Source organism: Streptomyces sp. NPDC033966 (assembly GCF_055575955.1).
Window position 1 is genome coordinate 139,137 of the sequence record NZ_JBVIRQ010000017.1, and the last position, 17,000, is coordinate 156,136.

The following is a 17,000-nucleotide window of genomic DNA, read 5'->3' on the forward strand; positions in this document are numbered from 1 at the left end:
TGGATACATGAGCACCGCAACCTTTGCCCCGGTCCAGGGCGGCCTCCCGAGCGGGGCCACCGCCACCTCCTACCACCGTCCCCGCCACCGCGTCGGCGATGTCCTGCGCGCCGCGAAGGTCTTCGCCGCTGCCGCCATGAGCGTGGTCGTCCTCGGTGAGTTCGGCGAGGACGCGGGCGTCATACGCCGCTGACGCCCCGGCCGCAGCCCTCCCACGCGGATATGTGCAAGGCCTTGGCCTGAACCCGGCAGTAGCCGTGCGCCGATCCACTAGGGTCACGCGCGTGACCCGCAGCCCCGCTTCCGCTTCCCCACCCCCACCACTCGCAGCTGTGCTGGTCACAGGCTCGCTGCTCGCTCTGGGCGTCCTGTGCATCGCCCTGCGCATCCCGACGGCCGATGCCGTCCTCAGCGGGTTCTCAGCCGCCGAGTGGCACCCGCCCAGCGCCTATCCGCCGTTCGCCGCGATCCTCTTCACGCCCGCCGCCTGGCTGCCCGCCGGTGTGCTCAAGGCCGTCCTCGTCCTCGGGAACGCCGGCCTGCTCGCCCTGCTGATACTGCTCTCCTGCCGGCTCACCGGAGTACGGGCCCGGCGGGGTCCGGTCCTGGCCGCCACCATCGCCGGGCTGTGGCTGGAGCCGCTGTTCCAGAGCCCGCTGCCCGGCCAGATCAACCTGGCGCTCGCCTGCCTCGCCGTCTGGGACCTCGGCCGGCCGCGCGCCGCCCTCGGCAAGGGCTTCGCCCTGGGCGTCGCCGCCGGGATCACCCTGACCCCGGCGCTCCTCATCCCGTACCTGCTGCTGACCCGGCGGGTCCGGGCCGCTCTGACCGCCCTGGCCGGCCTCTGCGGCACCGCCCTGCTCGGCCTGCTGGTGCTCCCGGAGGCCTCCGCCGACTTCTGGGCCCACCACGTCCCGGTGACCGGCCGGGCCCTGCTGAGGGAGTGGCCGCACCTGTGGGTGTGGGCCGTACCGCTCCTCACCGCCCTGACGGGCGCGGCCCAACGCCGCACCCGCCACCACGGCCACCGCCCGCCCGCGGCCGGCCGGATCCCGGCCCCGCGGCCGCCCTCCGAGGGGCCGGTCAGTCGCTCGTCAGGAGCTCGTCCGCGTCCATGATCCGGTAGGCGTAGCCCTGTTCCGCCAGGAAGCGCTGGCGGTGGGCGGCGAAGTCCTGGTCGATCGTGTCGCGCGCCACGACCGAGTAGAACCGCGCCTCGTGCCCGTCCGCCTTCGGCCGCAGCACCCGGCCCAGGCGCTGCGCCTCCTCCTGCCGGGAGCCGAAGGTGCCGGACACCTGGATGGCGACGGTCGCCTCCGGCAGGTCGATCGAGAAGTTCGCGACCTTCGAGACGACCAGCACGTTGATCTCGCCCTCGCGGAAGGCGTTGAAGAGCTTCTCCCGCTGCGCGTTCGAGGTCTCGCCCTTGATGACGGGCGCGTCCAGGTGCTCGCCGAGCTCGTCGAGCTGGTCGATGTACTGCCCGATGACCAGGGTCTGCTCGCCCCGGTGCTTGCGCACCAGCGCCTCCGTGACCTTCCGCTTCGTCGCCGTCGTCGCGCAGAAGCGGTACTTCTCCTCGGTCTCGGCGGTCGCGTAGGCGAGCCGCTCGGACTCGGTCAGGTTGACGCGGACCTCGACGCAGTCGGCCGGCGCGATGTAGCCCTGCGCCTCGATCTCCTTCCACGGCGCGTCGAACCGCTTCGGCCCGATCAGCGAGAACACGTCCGACTCCCGCCCGTCCTCCCGGACCAGAGTGGCCGTCAGGCCGAGCCGCCGCCGCGCCTGGAGGTCGGCGGTGAACTTGAACACCGGCGCCGGCAGCAGGTGCACCTCGTCGTACAGGATCAGCCCCCAGTCCCGGGAGTCGAACAGCTCCAGGTGCGGGTAGACGCCCTTCCGCTTGGTCGTCAGCACCTGGTACGTGGCGATCGTGACCGGCCGGATCTCCTTGCGGGTGCCCGAGTACTCGCCGATCTCGTCCTCCGTCAGGGAGGTGCGCTTGACCAGCTCGTGCTTCCACTGCCGCGCCGAGACGGTGTTGGTGACCAGGATCAGCGTCGTCGCCTTCGCCTTGGCCATCGCACCGGCCCCGACCAGCGTCTTGCCCGCGCCGCACGGCAGCACGACCACACCCGAGCCGCCGTGCCAGAAGCCCTCCACGGCCTGCGCCTGGTACGGGCGCAGCGCCCAGCCGTTCTCCTCCAGCTCGATCGGGTGCGCCTCGCCGTCCACGTACCCGGCGAGGTCCTCGGCCGGCCAGCCCAGCTTCAGCAGCGTCTGCTTGATCTGCCCGCGCTCCGACGGGTGCACGGCCACGGTGTCGGCGTCGAGCCGCTCCCCGACCAGCGGGGTGATCCGCTTCGAACGCAGGATCTCCTCCAGCACCGGCCGGTCGGTGCTGGTCAGCACCAGCCCGTGGACGGGGTGCTTGGACAGGGTCAGGCGCCCGTAGCGGGCCATGGTCTCGGCGACGTCGACGAGCAGCGCGTGCGGGACGGGATAGCGGGAGTACTCGACGAGCGCGTCGACGACCTGCTCGGCGTCGTGCCCGGCGGCCCGGGCGTTCCACAGCCCGAGCGGGGTGATCCGGTAGGTGTGGATGTGCTCGGGTGCCCGCTCCAGCTCGGCGAAGGGGGCGATGGCCCGCCGCGCGGCGCCGGCGAGCTCGTGGTCGACCTCGAGAAGGAGCGTTTTGTCGCTTTGGACGATCAGTGGACCATTCACGCGCGGCACCTCGTTTGCATCCGGTCAAACCTCCAGTGTGCCGTATCCCGCCGCGGGTGGGGGGCTCAAGCCGGGCCTGGCCGGGGGAAAACCGGCAGACGCCGCCCGTCCGCGCGACGTACCTTCCGGGCATGAGTGAAGATCAGCAGCCTTTCTTGCCCGACGGCTTCGACGTGCCGCGCACCCTCGCCGGCGACGGCTTCCGGCTGGAGCCCCTCGGGGCGGAGCACAATGCGCGGGACCTCGCCGCCTGGAGCGGGAGCATCGCGCACATCCGGGCCACGCCCGGGTTCACGGGCCGCAACTGGCCGCCGCTGGACGGGATGTCCGCCGAGGCGAACCTGGCCGACCTGGAGCGGCACGCGCAGGACTTCGCCGAGCGGCGCGGGTTCACGTACAGCGTGCTGGAGGGCGACGAGGACGTCATCGGCTGCCTGTACCTCTACCCGTCGAAGGAACAGGACGGGCGGGTGCACGTCAGCTCCTGGGTGCGCGAGGACCGGGCGCACCTCGACGCCGTCGTGTACGAGGCGGTGAGCGCGTGGCTGCGCGAGGTGTGGCCCTTCGAGACCGGGCTGGTCGACTACGCCCCGAGGTGAGGCAGCGGGCCCGCCGGGTAGGGGGTCTCGGCCGGGAGCAGTGCGCGGGCGGCGTCGAGATCGCCCGCGCGGACCAGGCCGTGGACCTGGCGGGCCAGCGGGGTGACGTCGCGGATGGACACCGTCCACTCGTCGGCGTACGCCCGTGAGGCCGGCCCGGACAGGCCCAGCTGCAGGGACCGGTGGGGCAGCGCGTTCAGGTGGAGGTCCCGCTCCGGGTCCCACTGCACCCGGGCCGGGGAGCCGGCCAGGGACGCCTTCCACGCCTCGCGGTCCGCGTGGATTCCGGGCACGTAGTGCGACAGGCAGGACTGGGCGAGCGCCCGGTCGAAGCCCTCGCGGCTGATCTCGACCGCCAGGACGGTCTCCTGGTCGGCCTTGGTGGCCCAGCCGCAGCGGTACATCATCCACAGGAACGACGGCTTGATCCACGTCATCCGCTCCCGCTTCCACGCGGGCGGGAACCGCCCGTCGCGGGCCGCGGGCACGCCGAGGTGCGGGGCGTAGGCCTGGTACACGGTGACGGTGGTGCCGGTGTGGGCGGCGCGGATCTGGTGCCGGGGGGTACCGGGTTCGGACGCGGTCGAGGACGCGGTTGAGGATGCGGGCGAGGACGCGGGCGAGGACGCGGGCGTTGCTTCGGACATGCCGTCAGGGTGCCGGTTCGCCGTGGGTGCCGACCAGCGGTTTTCCGCCGGGGCGCCCCGCTACACCTGGTCCTCCGCCAGTTCCGCCACCCCCGTGATCCGGTGCAGGGCGTACGTGCGGACCTCGTCCGCCGTGTGGTCGTACCCCGTGACGAAACCGCCCTCCACCCGCACCGGGGCGATGACCCGCTGACTCGCCGCCCCGTCCGCGTTCACGTACCCGATCCACACCGCGGACCCCGTCAGCGCCGCCGCCTGCACCGTCGCCAGGGTCTCCGCCGCACTCGTACGCGGCAGCTCCCCCGGAACACCCGAGGACGACGCGGCGGCCGGCTCCTTGCGGACCGCCGTCGCCGCCACGTCACCCGCACGGATCGCCCGTACCGCCGCGCCCAGCAGCGTCGCGTCCGGCACCGGCGGCCCGTCCGGCACCGGCACCGGCGCCGAACGCGCCGGGGTGCGGTGCGCGTCGGCCCGCGCCACCAGCACGTCGCCGGTACGGGACTCCGCCGCCGGGGCGTACCCCATCGCCCGCAGCCCGTCCAGCAGGGCCGCCGGGTCCGCCTGCGCCGCCAGCACCGTCGGCGCGAGGCGCCGCAGCCCCAGCGCCGCCGACCGCTTGTCGGCCAGGATCTCGCCGAGCATGGCGTCGTCGTCGCAGCGCACGTACGAGGACGCCGCCCCCACCCGCAGGTGTCCGTGGCGCCGCGCCACGTCGTCGATCAGGTACGCCAGCGGCTGCGGCACCGGCGTACGGCTGTGCTCGGCGAGGAACGCGTGCAGGTCCGAGGCCGCCTGCCCCGAGTCCAGCGCCCGCCGCACCGAACCCGGAGTGAACCGGTACACCGTCGCCCCGCCCTTGGACTCCACCTCCGCGAGCACCGCCAGCATCTCCGCCAGCGGCCGCAGCAGGGGCCCCGGCGCCACCGCCGTCAGGTCCGCCTGCAACAGCACGTGGTCCACCGGCTCCGGCAGCAGCGGCGCCAGCAGCCCCGCTGCGTCCCCGTGCTCCAGCAGCGCCCGGCCGAACGCGCTCAGCGCACCCCGCCCCGTCACACCCAGCACCTCGGCCTCGTGCAGCACCCACCGCGCGAGCCGGGCCCGCAGCTCGCCCGTACCACGCGCCGGCCGCTCCCACGCCAGCCGCTCCAGCACCGCCTCCGGATCGGGCACCCCGCCCTCCGGCAGCTCCCCGATCAGGTCCAGGACCCGCCGCCGCACCTCCGGCGCCGCCGAACGGTCCAGGTCCGGGCCCAGCGCCGACAGGGTCCGCCCCTTCGCGTCCTGCTCCCCGACCAGCCCCGGGGTGCGCGTCGCCGGCAGCCAGGCCGCCGCCAGCGCCGACCACCGCTGCGCGGGCGGCAGCTCCCGCCAGTCGTCGAACGCGGGCGTCGGCGCGTACCGCTCGTCGGCCTCCCCGTCAGTGGCCAGCAGCCCCGCCGCGTACGCCAGCTCCACCCAGAACGCCGCCTCGGACTCCGTCGTGTCCAGCGCCGCCGCCGTCCGCTTCAGGTCCCGCACCGCCAGCCCGCCCGCCCGCAGCACCAGCGGACCCGCGTGCTCCCAGGACTTCACCAGCTCCTCGACGGTGGCCAGCGCCGCCAGCGCCTGCCCCGCCGCGTTCGCGTCCACAAGCTGTGGACGGTGCTCCCGGTGCACGCCCACCGCCGGCGCGAGCGGCTCCGTACGCCGGTGCGCGAGCCCGCCCCGCAGGTGCAGCGCCACCTCCCTCGGCAGTACGACCGTCCGCGCCGAAGCCGGCAGCAGCAGCCCCCGGTCGCGCAGCCAGCGCACCGGCGGCGTCGGATCCGGGGTCACCTCCCCGTACGGCGGCCCCCACACGAGCCGCCCCAGCACCCGGTGCGCCTCCGCCGGAGCCCCGTCCAGCAGCGCCGACATCCGCTCCGGATCGGTGAACAGCCCGGTCAGCGCGGCCACCGCCGACACCGGGTCGTGCGTCGCCGGCAACCCGGCCGCCGCCACGATCTCCTGCACCCGGGTCGGCGACATCCCCGCCGTCGCCTCGGCGACCGTCGGCCCCAGCCCCGTCGGGGAGGGCCGCTGCGCCGACGGGGCCAGCAGCTCCCGGGCGGTGCGGACCAGCCGCAGCCGGTCCTCGTCCCCCCACACCAGAGCCTGGTCCCGCAGTGTCCCCAGGGCCCGGGGGAGCGCGTCGCGGGCCTCGGCGTCCTCGCCGCCGGAACCCGTCAGCAGCGCCTCCAGCACCGGGTACGGGCACGGGTCCGGGGCCACCGCGAGGGCCTCGGCCGTCTGGAGCGCGAACCGGTCCAGGCGGTCCAGGGCGCGCACCACCGACGCCCGGGTACCGGCGCGGGTGGCCAGCTGGGTGACGTCGCCGGGCACCGGGTTCAGCAGATCGGGGCGGGCGTGCAGCAGGGCGGCGAGCGCCACGTCGTCGCGGGCGCGGAGCGCCTCGGCGAGGGAGCGCGGGGCGTTCGCCGCAGCGGTACTTGCCTCGGGCACGTTGGTCGCCTCCTGGTCACGCCGGCCGGACCGCGGGCCGGTCCCCATCCGGCCAACGGTATCCGCTGCGTCGTCGGCCGCTCCACGGACGCACGCGCTACCGTCGGGGGCGTGGGGATCGAGAGCGACCATCTGGTCTACGAATATCTGAGCCGCGTCGGGGACTTGGCGGCCCGGCGGCAGCTGTCGTCCGGCGACCGGATGCGGCTGGTTTCGGGGCTGCGGGACGAGATCGACCGGCGCCGCGCCAAGTACGAGCCCGACACCGCGGCAGCCGTACGCGGAATCCTGGAGCGCATCGGCACGCCGGAGCAGGTCCTCGACACGGTCGGCGCGGCCCGGGCGGCGGCCACCCCGGAAACGCCGATGGTGCCGGCGGTACCGACCCAGCGGGGCCCGCGGAACGTCGCGCAGAACGCCCCGCAGAACGTCCCGCCGCACCTGGCCGGGCTCGACGAACTCGGGCCCTCGGGCGGAGCCGAACCCGACTGGTGGAGCCTGTCCCCGGGCGCCTCCCGGAGGGGGCCGCAGGTGGAGGGCTTCGCCGGCGGCATCGAGATCCCGGACCTCTTCGGGGAGGAGGCGGAGGAGGAGCGCAAGGCGCGCGAGGCGCGGGAGGCGGGGGAGGCCAAGCCGGAAGCCGCCGCCGGTCCGGCCGCCGCAGCGGGAGGCCTCGTACGGTTCCTGCGCGACCGGCGCGAGAAGAAGAAGGCCGCGGCGCAGGAAGGGGAACCCCGGCCGCGGCCCCACGCGTTCCTCGTACTGGCGGCGGTACTGCTCCTGGCGGGGGCGCTCACCGCGTACTGGCTGCTGCTCGGCGCCGGCGCGCTGGTGGCGTACGCCTCCCGCGTGCTCGGACCCCGCGAGCGCAAGTGGGTACTCCTCGGCCTGCCCGCAGCGGTCTTCACCCTGGCCATGCTCTGGCTCTGGGGCCGCGCCGCCGGCCACTGGGGCACCCCCATCCCCTCCGACCAGGTCGGCCCGTCCTTCCAGTCCCTCTGGCCCACCCTGGCCCGCACAGCGGGCGCGGTCACAGCGGCGTACCTGCTGTGGCGCTCCCGCCGGCGGTAGGGGGTTCCGTTCGGTTCGGGCCCGCCATCTCCCCCTCGACCCCCCGGGCCCGGGCGGTAGTTGCCCACCCGCCCCCGGGTGCGGGTGGGTGGGGTGGGGGGCGGGGTGCCGACTGGGCGGTCTCGCAGCTGGTTTGGGGGTTTCCCGTCAGTCCCATCGTCCTTCCGTGTCGGGCCGGCCTGTCAAGGGCGCTCCTTCGTCGCGTCACTTCGTGATCGCCTTCGGCGACCCTTGACAGGCCGTCCCGCCCCGGAAAGCCGAAAGACTGCCGGGAAGCCCCCAAAAGAACGGTCACGGGGCAGGAGAAGGCAAGCGGCTCCCTCAGTGACGATGCGAGGGGTCGGGCCTTGGCCGGCCGGGCATCCGGCCCTCAAAAGTCGCGATTCCGGGCCGAGGTGCGGCAATGCGCACGAGAGGTTGATCAGAGCGGCCTACGGAGCACCCGGGCGCGCCAGATCGCTACGCGCTCCTGTCGTCTCGGCGTCCGGCGACTGCCTGTGGCTGATATCCGCACCAGAGGTTGATCAGGGCAGCCCGGGAAGCGCATGGGCGCGCCAGATCGCTACGCGCTTCTCCCGTCTCGGCGTCGGACGGCCGTCTGGGGCCGGGATGGGCGGGAAGGGAGCGGGGGAGCGCTTTCGAGGGGCGAATGGCGCCTCTCGCAGGGCCTTTGACGGCTTGTCGGAGTCTGAGAGTGTCCTTTTCAACCGCAGACTCCGAGAGGGGGACCTTCCACCCTCGCCACGGCCTCCCAGATGGGCGCAAAAGGGGCTAATTGACCTCCTGTGGCCTATGGCCAGCCCAAGACGGCCGCCGGCCGCCGAGATGGGAGAAGCGCGTAGCGATCTGGCGCGCCCATCCGCTCCCCGCGCTGCTCTGTTCGTCCTCTGGTGCGGGTATCAGCCACAGATGGTGGCCGGACGCTGATCAATGAGAAGCGCGTAGCGATCTGGCGCGTCTGGGGGCTCCGGGGCTCGCTCTGATCAGCCTCTCGTGCGCCTAGTCGGGCCCCCGGCCCCGAATCCGGCATCCACGGGCCCGGATGCCCGGCGGGCCGAGGCCCGGCCCCGTCGCCTCATCGCTGACGGACCCGCCCCTGCTCTCCTGCCCCGTGCCGTTCTTTTGGGGGTTTCCCGGCAGTCTTTCGGCTTTCCGGGGCGGGTCGGTCGGTCAAGAGTGGAGCGAAGCGACATCGCGCAGCGACGCGACCGAAGGGAGCGCTCTTGAGGGACCGGCCCGAACCGGAAGGACGATGGGACTGACGGGAAGCCCCCAAACCGACTATGAGGCCGCCCAGGGGAATACCGCCCCCCGGCCACCCACCCGCACCCGGAGGCGGGTGGGCAGCTACCGGCCCGCCACCCCCTCGAGGGGGAGATGGCGGGCCCCCGCCGTTCAGGCCTGCGTCAAGTCCCCGTCAAGTAAATCGGTACATAGCTGGCATTCCGCCAAAAAACGCCATCAGGCCAGCCAACCTCCGCTCACGGTTCCTCACCCCGGTGGAGCCTCGGCACAATGGCGCTATGACCTCAGGCAGCCCCATCCCCGCGCAGCTCACCGTCGGCTTCGACCTCGACATGACGCTCATCGACTCCCGCCCCGGCATCAAGGCGGCGTTCGAGGCCCTGTCCGCCAAGACCGGGACGTACGTCAACGCCGACGAGGTCGTCACGCGCCTCGGGCCTCCGCTGGAACAGGAGCTCGCCTACTGGTTCCCCGAGGAGGAGATCCCGGCGATGCGGGACCTCTACCGGGAGATCTACGTCGACCACGCCATCGAGCCGACCCCCGCCATGCCCGGCGCCCGCGAGGCGGTCAAGGCCGTGCAGGCGCTCGGCGGGCGGGCCATCGTCGTGACGGCGAAGAACGAGCCCAACGCCCGGCACCACCTGGAGCACCTGGGGATCGAGCCCGACGCCGTCATCGGCTGGCTCTGGGCCGAGGCCAAGGCCGGGGCGCTGCGCGAGTACGGGGCGCAGGTGTACGTCGGCGACCACATCGGCGACGTGCGCGGCGCCCGGACGGCCGGCGCGCTGTCGGTGGCGGTGCCGACCGGGCCGTGCGCGGAGTCGGAGCTGCGCGAGGCGGGCGCGGACGTGGTGCTGGCCGACCTCACGGAGCTGCCGCAGTGGCTGGCGGAGTACGAGCGGACCCGCGCGGCCTGAGCGCCCGGCGGAAGGTGTCAGGCGGCCTGGGACGCCCGGGCCGCCTTGCGCTGTGCGGCGGCTGAGCGCAGCACGCCCGCCGCGGAGATGGCGAAGCCGACGCCCATGAGCATGCATACGGCCCACGCGTACGACGGGAACGGGTCGGTGCCCAGGAAGAGCGGGGCCATCGTCGCCAGGGTCGCCAGCGCGCCGACGATGAACACGATGCCGCCGGCCTTGATCAGGCCGTCGCCGGGCCGTGCTTCGTCGGGATGAGGAGTAACAGTCACCCCACCAGGGTAGTTCCCTGGCCGAAGCGGTGAAGCGGGAAGGACCGGGGAACGTCTTGTCAGCGGTTTCTGGACCATTAGCCTGGAGGAGGCGGGTCGAAGGACCCGCTGTACTGCTATCCGGAGCCGTTCACCACGGTCACCCGGACCCGACGAGCACAAGGACAGAGGACGGACGTGCCTACCGGCAAGGTCAAGTGGTTCAACAGCGAGAAGGGCTTCGGCTTTCTCTCCCGTGACGACGGCGGCGACGTCTTCGTGCACTCGTCGGTGCTCCCGGCCGGGGTCGAGGCCCTGAAGCCCGGGCAGCGGGTGGAATTCGGAGTCGTCGCGGGACAGCGCGGTGACCAGGCACTTTCGGTGACGGTGCTGGATCCGGCGCCCTCGGTCGCGGCCGCCCAGCGCCGCAAGCCCGACGAGCTCGCCTCGATCGTGCAGGACCTGACGACGCTGCTGGAGAACATCACCCCGATGTTGGAGCGCGGCCGCTACCCCGACAAGTCGCACGGCACGAAGATCGCGGGCCTGCTGCGCGCGGTGGCCGACCAGCTGGACGTCTGACCGGAAACCGAAGACGGCGCTTACCGGTGCCCCGCCGCTCCTCCGAGCGGCGGGGCACCGGCACGTCAGGCGTACCGCATCAGGCGTGCCGCATCAGGCGTGCCGCGTCACGGGAAGCGCAGCGCGTCCGCCGGGACGGCCGGGACGAGGCCCTCGGCGGCGGCCCGGGTCAGCAGGCCGCGCACGGCCGCGTACCCGGCGTCGCCGAGATCGGCGGTGAACTCGTTGACGTACAGCCCGATGTGCTGGTCGGCGACCGCCGGATCCAGCTCCTGCGCGTGGGCGCGTACGTACGGCCGGGAGGCCTCCGGGTCGTCCCACGCCATCCGCACCGACGTACGGGCCGACTCGGCCAGCGCGCGCAGCTTCTCCGCGCCCAGCGAGCGCTTGGCGATGATCGCGCCGAGCGGGATCGGCAGCCCGGTGGTGGACTCCCAGTGCTCGCCCATGTCGGCGAGGCGGTGCAGCCCGTACTCCTGGTACGTGAACCGGGCTTCGTGGATGACGAGCCCGGCGTCCACCCGCCCGTCGCGCACGGCCGGCATGATCTCGTTGAACGGGAGGACGACGACCTTCCCGACCCCGTCCGGGAGCACGTCCGCGGCCCACAGCCGGAACAGCAGGTAGGCGGTGGAGCGTTCGCTCGGCACCGCGACCGTGCCGGCGGACAGGTCCACGCCGGGTTCGCGCGTCAGCACGAGCGGACCGCAGCCGCGCCCCAGGGCCCCGCCGCACGGCAGCAGCGCGTACTCCTCCAGCACCCACGGCAGTACGGCGTACGACACCTTCAGCACGTCCAGTTCGCCGCGCTCGGCCATGCCGTTGGTGACGTCGATGTCGGCGAAGGTCACGTCGAGGGCGGGCGCGCCCGGGACGCGGCCGTGCGCCCAGGCGTCGAAGACGAAGGTGTCGTTCGGGCAGGGCGAGTAGGCGATGGCGAGCGGTTCAGCGGTGCTCATGGCGTTCTCCCCAGTTGACGAGTACGGGTCCCAGCGCGCGGAATCCGGTGGTCAGGGCGGTGAGGGCGTCCCCGATGCGCCAGGCGGCCCGGTCGCGCGGCCCGACGGCGTTGGACACGGCGCGGACCTCCAGTACGGGCAGTCCGTGCGCGGCGGCGGCCTCCGCCACCCCGAAGCCCTCCATCGCCTCGGCCCCCGCCAGCGGGTGCCGGGCGGCGAGCTCGGCGGCGCGGGAGGCGCTGCCGGTGACGGTGGACACGGTCAGGACGGGCGCGAGCAGCGCCCCGGTGGCCTCGGCGGCGCGGGCGGCGAGCTCGGCGGGCGGCAGGAGCACGCTGCGGCCGAAGCCGAGCTCCTGCACCGGCAGGAAGCCCTCGGGGGTCTCGGCCCCCAGGTCGGCGGCGACGAGCGCGTCGGCGACCACCAGCGAGCCGAGCGGGGCGGCGGGGGCGAACCCGCCGCCGATGCCGGCGGAGATCACGAGGGAGTAGTCGGCCAGCGCGAGCGCGGTGGCCGTGGCGGCTGCGGCGGCGGCCGGGCCGACACCGCCGACGAGTACGTCGGCGGCGAGGCCGGGCAGGTCCCGGCGGGTGATGAGGTACCCCCCGGGGAGCGTGCGCGGTTCGGGCGTGACCGGGTCCGGATGAGGGGTGAGGCCGGCGGCCACGGAGTCGGCCTCCGCGGCCACCGCGGTCACGATCAGTGCGCGCACGTCGCCGCGCCCGCCGCTACTTCTTCAGCTTGAGCTTGAAGGTCCAGACGGAGATGGGCTTGCCGTCCTCGCCGACCTGGACGAAGCCCAGCAGCTTCGACTGGGGCGCCTCGCCCTGGCCGCCGGTCGCGAAGACGTCGGCGCCCTGGAAGCTGCGGTAGGTGTTCGAGGAGGGCTCGGTGATCGGCTGTCCGTCGAGGACCGCCTGCCACTTCTTGCCGTCCTCGACGACCTCGGGCTCGACGCCCAGGCGCAGGGTGTCGCCGCGGCCGTACTCGACGGTCTTGGCCTTCTTGGGGTCCGTGAGGCAGTTCTGGACCTTGTCCATGGTGAGGTCCTGGCCGGTGGCGTTGCATTCGCCCTCGGACTCGGCGGACACCGACGAGCTGCCGACGGTCACCGTCGCGAGCGGCGTCGGCTTGTCGCCGCCACAGGCGGACAGGAGGAGGAGGCCGGCGGACACGGCTCCGAGGGCCGCGACGCTGCGGCGGGCCCTACCCGGGAAAAGCGGTGCGGTCATGAGCCGAAGGCTATCGGGCCGGTGGGCTGCGCCGCCGCACGGGGGTGCCGGTGCCCTGGCCGGGCGTGGCGGAGGGGGCGGGGCCGCGCCCGCCCCGGACCCCCTTCTGGGGGCTCCGCCCCCAGACCCCCGCGCCTCAAACGCCGGCGGGGCTGGATTCTGCCGGCGGGGCCAGATGTGGCCCTGCGGGGCCCCGTTACGCCACCCGGGGGCGGGGGGACGTCGGGTGGCGGCGGGTGGGGGTGGTGAGGAGGCCCCTCACCGCCATGAGGGTGCCCAGGGCCACCACGGCGGCGGCCACCGACATGCCCAGGACGCCGTTCAGCGGCAGGGCGATGCCGATCGCGCCGCCCAGCACCCACGCCACCTGGAGCAGGGTCTCCGAGCGGGCGAAGGCCGAGGTGCGGACGGCCTCGGGGACGTCGCGCTGGATCATCGCGTCGAGCGAGAGCTTCGCCAGGGCCTGGCAGAAGCCGGCCGTGCCGGCCAGGAAGGCCATGAACAGGCCGCTGAAGAGGACCGCGGAGACGATCGCGACGCCCAGCGTGGCGGACAGGACCGCCGCGATGATCGCCTCCGGGGCGCGGGCCCGCAGCCACGCGCCGACCGCCGTCCCGCAGGCGTTGCCGATGCCCGCCGCGACGCCGACGATGCCCAGCGACACCGCCGCGCTCTGCCCGGCCAGCGGGTGCTCGCGCAGCAGGAACGCCAGGAAGAAGATCAGGAACCCGGACAGCCCGCGCATCGCCGCGTTCGCCAGCAGCCCGCACAGCACCGGCCGGCTGACCGTGCGCAGCCCCGGGCGCTTCGAGTGGGCCTCGTGGGTGGAGAGCCGGGCGCGGCGCTCGCCCTTGGCCTCGTCCACCTTGGGCGGAAGCTGGAACGCCGCGAAGGTGCCCCACACGAAGATCGCGCAGGCCCCGTACAGCGGCCACGGCGGTCCGATCGTGTGCAGTCCGGCGGCCACCGGCGCCGCCGCGCCCGTGGCGAGCAGGCCCGCGAGCGTGACCCGGGAGTTCGCCTTGACGAGTGAGAACTTCGGCGGGAGGAGCCGCGGGACCACGGCGCTGCGTACGACTCCGTACGCCTTCGAGGCGACCAGGACGCCCAGTGCCGCCGGGTACAGCTCCAGGCCGCCCGTGGCGACCGCGCCGGACATCATCACCGCCAGCAGCGCCCGCGTCAGCATCGCGCCCGCCATCGCCGCCCGCCGGCCGTGCGGGAGCCGGTCCAGCAGGGGGCCGATCACGGGGGCCAGCAGGGTGAAGGGCGCCATGGTGATCGCCAGGTAGAGGGCCACCCGTCCGCGTGCCTCGTCGGTGGGGACCGAGAAGAACACCGTCGACGCGAGCGCGACGGTGATCATGACGTCTCCGGCGCCGTTGATCGCGTGCAGTTCGATCAGACGGCCCAGCCCCGACTCACCGGCCCCGTGGGCGTGCGTGGCGCGCCGGATCCCGCGCGCCGTACCGGTGAAGGGGAGATGCAGGGCACGCCCGACCGCCCGGCCGGCCCGCCTGGCCGGTCCCGAGCCGTCTGCGGACGACCGTGCGGGAGCCACGTGGCCATAGTGCCCCACGAGGCCGTCCGGGACCCCTCCCGGCGCGTCCCGGCCGCGATTCCGGGGGGCCGTCCCGGCGCCGTGCGGGGGCTTCCGCGTCGCTTCCGCGCGCGTGCGTTGTCCGCGAATCGGACCTCGCATGTGGGCCGAAGGCTTCGGAGGAGGTAGCGTGCGTAGCGCGCCACCGGCGGTTGCACTTGGCCGCGCGCCTCTTCGTGATCCCGCAGAATGGATCACAGTGGGGTGCGCCCGAGGCCGATCGGGGCGCGGACGTCGACGCGGCCCTCTGGTCCGCTCCGCCCGCGCTACGTACGGACGAGACCGACGGGTCGTTGTGAACGACAGTACGGACGGCGCACTCGTGAGACGGCGTAGGAGAGAACGAGACCTGTGAGTGCTGCGACGACGCGAAGCCGTACCCCGCGTACCCCGCGTACGCCCGCCCCGGACCGCCTCTGCGCCGAGGCGGTGGAGCTCGCCCGCGCGGCGGCCGAGGAGGCCGCCCACCCCGGTGTGGTGGGCGAGCACGTTGCCGTCGTAGCGGAGGGCGACCGGGTCGTCACCCACTTCTTCGCGTGCGAGGAGCCGGGCTACCGCGGCTGGCGCTGGGCCGTCACCGTGACCCGCGCCTCCCGCGCGAAGAACATCACCCTCGACGAAACGGTGCTCCTCCCCGGCGACGACGCGCTCCTCGCCCCCGAATGGGTGCCGTGGAGCGACCGGCTGCGCCCGGGCGACATGGGCCCCGGCGACCTGCTGCCGACGGACGCCGACGACCTGCGGCTGGAGCCGGGCTGGTCCGGGGAGGACGTGCCGCCGCCGAACTCGGTCGTCTCCACCGAGATGGCCGAACTGGTCGAGGCGGAGGACGCCGACGTCACCGACCGGGTGGTCGTCCCGGCGCGCGGTTCCATCACCGCCGTGGCGGAGGAGCTCGGCATGCGCCGGGCCCGCGTCCTGTCGCGGTACGGGCTGCACACGGCGGCCGACCGCTGGGACGAGTCCTTCGGGGCGAAGACGCCGATGGCGCAGGCCGCGCCCGCGTCGTGCGTCTCCTGCGGCTTCCTCGTCGCGATCGGCGGCTCGCTGGGTCAGGCCTTCGGCATCTGCGCGAACGAGTTCGGCCCGGCGGACGGCCGGCTGGTCTCCCTGTCGTACGGCTGCGGCGGCCACTCGGAGGCCGCCGTCATGCCGAAGCCGCCGCGGCCCGCGCCGCCGGTGCTCGACTCGATGGCGACGGACGAGTTCCCGCTGCGCCCGGCCCCCGACACCGGCTCGGTGCCCTCGGCGGACCTGCCGTCCGCCGACCTCGGGCACTCGTAGCCGCACGTGGCCGGTCGTGCCGCACGTGGCCGCTCGTAGCCGCCCGTGGCCACTCGTGGCCCGCGGGTGGTGAGGGGCGGGTCGCCGGGGTGCGGCGCCCGCCCTCGGTTCACCGCAGGGTGATCGGGGTCTCGGCCCCGACGGCGCCCAGCTTCTCGGGGTTGCGGACGAAGTAGATGCCGGCGATGCGGTCGTTCTCGACGTGGAAGGCCATGACGCCGTCGAGTTCGCCGTCGAGGTGGGCGAGGAGCGCCGGACTGCCGTTGACCACGGTGGGGGTGATGGTGACCCGGCCCGCCTTCTTGCCGACGCCGCCGATGATGAAGCGGCCCACCTTGTCGGCGCCCGTGACGGGGCGCAGCGCGGCCTGCTTGAAGCCGCCGCCGTCGCCGACGAGGACCACGTCGGGGGCGAGTACGTCGAGGAGCCCCTGGAGGTCCCCGTTGTTTAGGGCGCGCTGGAAGGACTCCATGGCGGCCCGGGTCTGGCTCGCGGTGACGGCCTGGCGGGGGCGGCGGGCGTCGACGTGGCGGCGGGCGCGGTGCGCGATCTGGCGTACGGCGGCGGGCGTCTTGTCGACGGCCGCGGCTATCTCGTCGTATCCGACGTCGAAGGCCTCGCGCAGGACGAACACGGCGCGCTCGGTCGGTGACAGCGTCTCCAGTACGAGCATCATCGCCATGGACACGCTCTCGGCGAGTTCCACGTCCTGTGCCACGTCCGGCGCGGTGAGCAGCGGTTCGGGCAGCCACTGGCCGACGTAGGACTCCTTGCGGCGGCTCATGGCCCGCAGCCGGTTGAGGGACTGACGGGTCGTTACGCGGACCAGGTAGGCGCGCTGGTCCTCGACTTGGCCGAGGTCGACCTTCACCCACCGCAGCCACGTCTCCTGGAGGACGTCCTCGGCGTCAGAGGCCGAGCCGAGCATCTCGTAGGCGACGGTGAAGAGCAGGTTGCGGTGGGCGACGAAGGCCTCGGTCGCCGCGTCGGTGGTGCGGTCGTCGTCGTGCATGTGGTCCGTCCGGTTGGTCACGCGGCCGTGGTCTGTCCTTGCGCGGCCTGGAGCTTCTTCTGGCGGGTGGCGGCGCCCGAGCCGCGGTGGAGACGGTAGCCGCCGGGCTTGCGGGCCTCGTCGGCGAGGTGCTTGACGACGACCGTGCAGACGGTCTCCTTCAGCTTGGCGCCGGGCTTGCCGTCGACGTGGAACCAGATCGCGGTGTCGGCCCTGGCGAACTGGAAGATGCCGTCGCCCCGGCCCAGGCTGATGCACTGGGCGCCGAAGGGCTGGTTGAGGGTTTCGGGGTGCTCGCCGGCGAGGCGGCTCAGGACGGTGTCGGCGGCGCGGGCGCCCATGGGCATCGCGGCCTGGCAGCTCATCCGCAGCGGCAGGCCCGAGGGT

General features: G+C 73.9%; 16 protein-coding genes and 1 pseudogene. 7 read left to right on the forward strand and 10 right to left on the reverse strand.

The window, feature by feature from the left end:
* The first annotated feature begins 7 nt into the window (after positions 1–7).
* Together ACZ518_RS34075 and ACZ518_RS34080 are read left to right on the forward strand one after the other, a co-directional pair.
* Entirely contained in the window at positions 8–193 is a 186-nt protein-coding gene (locus ACZ518_RS34075; RefSeq protein WP_469116890.1) for a hypothetical protein, read from the forward strand.
* Positions 194–332: 139 nt separating this feature from the next.
* Positions 333–1,118, forward strand: coding sequence for a glycosyltransferase family 87 protein (locus ACZ518_RS34080; RefSeq protein ID WP_469116891.1), 786 nt, complete (start codon positions 333–335; stop codon positions 1,116–1,118).
* Here the strand turns inward: ACZ518_RS34080 and ACZ518_RS34085 are convergent.
* Complete coding sequence (locus ACZ518_RS34085) at positions 1,084–2,727, reverse strand: DNA repair helicase XPB (protein WP_469116892.1); 1,644 nt, start codon at positions 2,725–2,727, stop codon at positions 1,084–1,086. The two genes, ACZ518_RS34080 and ACZ518_RS34085, sit on opposite strands and share 35 nt — an antisense overlap.
* Positions 2,728–2,858: 131 nt before the next feature.
* Between ACZ518_RS34085 and ACZ518_RS34090 the strand changes: the two genes are divergently transcribed.
* Positions 2,859–3,326: a GNAT family N-acetyltransferase gene (locus ACZ518_RS34090; protein WP_469116893.1), complete on the forward strand. Its 468-nt coding sequence runs from the start codon at positions 2,859–2,861 to the stop codon at positions 3,324–3,326.
* On the opposite strand, the gene ACZ518_RS34095 is transcribed toward ACZ518_RS34090, so the two are convergent.
* Both ACZ518_RS34095 and ACZ518_RS34100 read right to left on the reverse strand, forming a co-directional pair.
* A complete protein-coding gene (locus tag ACZ518_RS34095) occupies positions 3,311–3,973 on the reverse strand; it encodes a DUF4291 domain-containing protein (RefSeq protein WP_469116894.1) in 663 nt (220 codons plus the stop codon). The genes ACZ518_RS34090 and ACZ518_RS34095 overlap by 16 nt on opposite strands.
* Positions 3,974–4,033: 60 nt before the next feature.
* Positions 4,034–6,505 (reverse strand): helicase-associated domain-containing protein, encoded by a 2,472-nt coding sequence (locus tag ACZ518_RS34100; RefSeq protein ID WP_469116895.1) that lies wholly within the window; start codon positions 6,503–6,505, stop codon positions 4,034–4,036.
* Between the two features lie 63 nt (positions 6,506–6,568).
* Here ACZ518_RS34100 and ACZ518_RS34105 point away from each other — a divergent pair, with 63 nt between their 5' ends.
* Together ACZ518_RS34105 and ACZ518_RS34110 are read left to right on the forward strand one after the other, a co-directional pair.
* The gene (locus tag ACZ518_RS34105) at positions 6,569–7,528 is read left to right on the forward strand and encodes a hypothetical protein (RefSeq protein ID WP_469116896.1); all 960 of its coding nucleotides are present in this window, start codon (positions 6,569–6,571) and stop codon (positions 7,526–7,528) included.
* 1,523 nt (positions 7,529–9,051) lie between these two features.
* Entirely contained in the window at positions 9,052–9,693 is a 642-nt protein-coding gene (locus tag ACZ518_RS34110; protein WP_469116897.1) for an HAD family hydrolase, read from the forward strand.
* A 17-nt stretch (positions 9,694–9,710) separates the two neighbouring features.
* On the opposite strand, the gene ACZ518_RS34115 is transcribed toward ACZ518_RS34110, so the two are convergent.
* Positions 9,711–9,965 (reverse strand): hypothetical protein, encoded by a 255-nt coding sequence (locus ACZ518_RS34115; protein WP_362472895.1) that lies wholly within the window; start codon positions 9,963–9,965, stop codon positions 9,711–9,713.
* Between the two features lie 177 nt (positions 9,966–10,142).
* On the opposite strand from ACZ518_RS34115, the gene ACZ518_RS34120 reads away from it, so the two are divergent.
* A complete protein-coding gene (locus ACZ518_RS34120) occupies positions 10,143–10,526 on the forward strand; it encodes a cold-shock protein (protein WP_469116898.1) in 384 nt (127 codons plus the stop codon).
* Between the two features lie 107 nt (positions 10,527–10,633).
* On the opposite strand, the gene ACZ518_RS34125 is transcribed toward ACZ518_RS34120, so the two are convergent.
* The 4 genes from ACZ518_RS34125 to ACZ518_RS34140 all read right to left on the reverse strand — a co-directional run bounded on the left by ACZ518_RS34125 (position 10,634) and on the right by ACZ518_RS34140 (position 14,278).
* Positions 10,634–11,485 (reverse strand): 1,4-dihydroxy-6-naphthoate synthase, encoded by an 852-nt coding sequence (locus ACZ518_RS34125; RefSeq protein ID WP_469116899.1) that lies wholly within the window; start codon positions 11,483–11,485, stop codon positions 10,634–10,636.
* Positions 11,472–12,197, reverse strand: a complete 726-nt coding sequence (locus tag ACZ518_RS34130; protein ID WP_469116900.1) for a futalosine hydrolase — start codon at positions 12,195–12,197, stop codon at positions 11,472–11,474. Before ACZ518_RS34130 ends, ACZ518_RS34125 begins: the two co-directional genes overlap by 14 nt.
* Positions 12,198–12,213: 16 nt before the next feature.
* Complete coding sequence (locus ACZ518_RS34135) at positions 12,214–12,717, reverse strand: DUF2771 domain-containing protein (RefSeq protein ID WP_469116901.1); 504 nt, start codon at positions 12,715–12,717, stop codon at positions 12,214–12,216.
* 196 nt (positions 12,718–12,913) lie between these two features.
* Entirely contained in the window at positions 12,914–14,278 is a 1,365-nt protein-coding gene (locus ACZ518_RS34140; protein WP_469116902.1) for an MFS transporter, read from the reverse strand.
* Positions 14,279–14,668: 390 nt separating this feature from the next.
* Between ACZ518_RS34140 and ACZ518_RS34145 the strand changes: the two genes are divergently transcribed.
* Positions 14,669–15,601 (forward strand): DUF3027 domain-containing protein, encoded by a 933-nt coding sequence (locus ACZ518_RS34145; protein WP_469116903.1) that lies wholly within the window; start codon positions 14,669–14,671, stop codon positions 15,599–15,601.
* A gap of 109 nt (positions 15,602–15,710) precedes the next feature.
* Here the strand turns inward: ACZ518_RS34145 and ACZ518_RS34150 are convergent, their stop codons facing one another.
* Both ACZ518_RS34150 and ACZ518_RS34155 read right to left on the reverse strand, forming a co-directional pair.
* The gene (locus tag ACZ518_RS34150; RefSeq protein ID WP_469116912.1) at positions 15,711–16,613 is read right to left on the reverse strand and encodes an RNA polymerase sigma-70 factor; all 903 of its coding nucleotides are present in this window, start codon (positions 16,611–16,613) and stop codon (positions 15,711–15,713) included.
* Between the two features lie 17 nt (positions 16,614–16,630).
* A pseudogene (locus ACZ518_RS34155) lies at positions 16,631–17,000 on the reverse strand (FAD-dependent oxidoreductase); the annotation flags it as partial.

Bases quoted from the DNA above. Each gene is read 5' to 3' on its own strand.
- ACZ518_RS34075 (WP_469116890.1), top strand. From the start codon at position 8: ATGAGCACCGCAACCTTTGCCCCGGTCCAGGGCGGCCTCCCGAGCGGG.
- ACZ518_RS34090 (WP_469116893.1), top strand. From the start codon at position 2,859: ATGAGTGAAGATCAGCAGCCTTTCTTGCCCGACGGCTTCGACGTGCCG.
- ACZ518_RS34095 (WP_469116894.1), bottom strand. From the start codon at position 3,973: ATGTCCGAAGCAACGCCCGCGTCCTCGCCCGCGTCCTCGCCCGCATCC.
- ACZ518_RS34100 (WP_469116895.1), bottom strand. From the start codon at position 6,505: ATGGGGACCGGCCCGCGGTCCGGCCGGCGTGACCAGGAGGCGACCAAC.
- ACZ518_RS34110 (WP_469116897.1), top strand. From the start codon at position 9,052: ATGACCTCAGGCAGCCCCATCCCCGCGCAGCTCACCGTCGGCTTCGAC.
- ACZ518_RS34125 (WP_469116899.1), bottom strand. From the start codon at position 11,485: ATGAGCACCGCTGAACCGCTCGCCATCGCCTACTCGCCCTGCCCGAAC.
- ACZ518_RS34135 (WP_469116901.1), bottom strand. From the start codon at position 12,717: ATGACCGCACCGCTTTTCCCGGGTAGGGCCCGCCGCAGCGTCGCGGCC.
- ACZ518_RS34150 (WP_469116912.1), bottom strand. From the start codon at position 16,613: ATGCACGACGACGACCGCACCACCGACGCGGCGACCGAGGCCTTCGTC.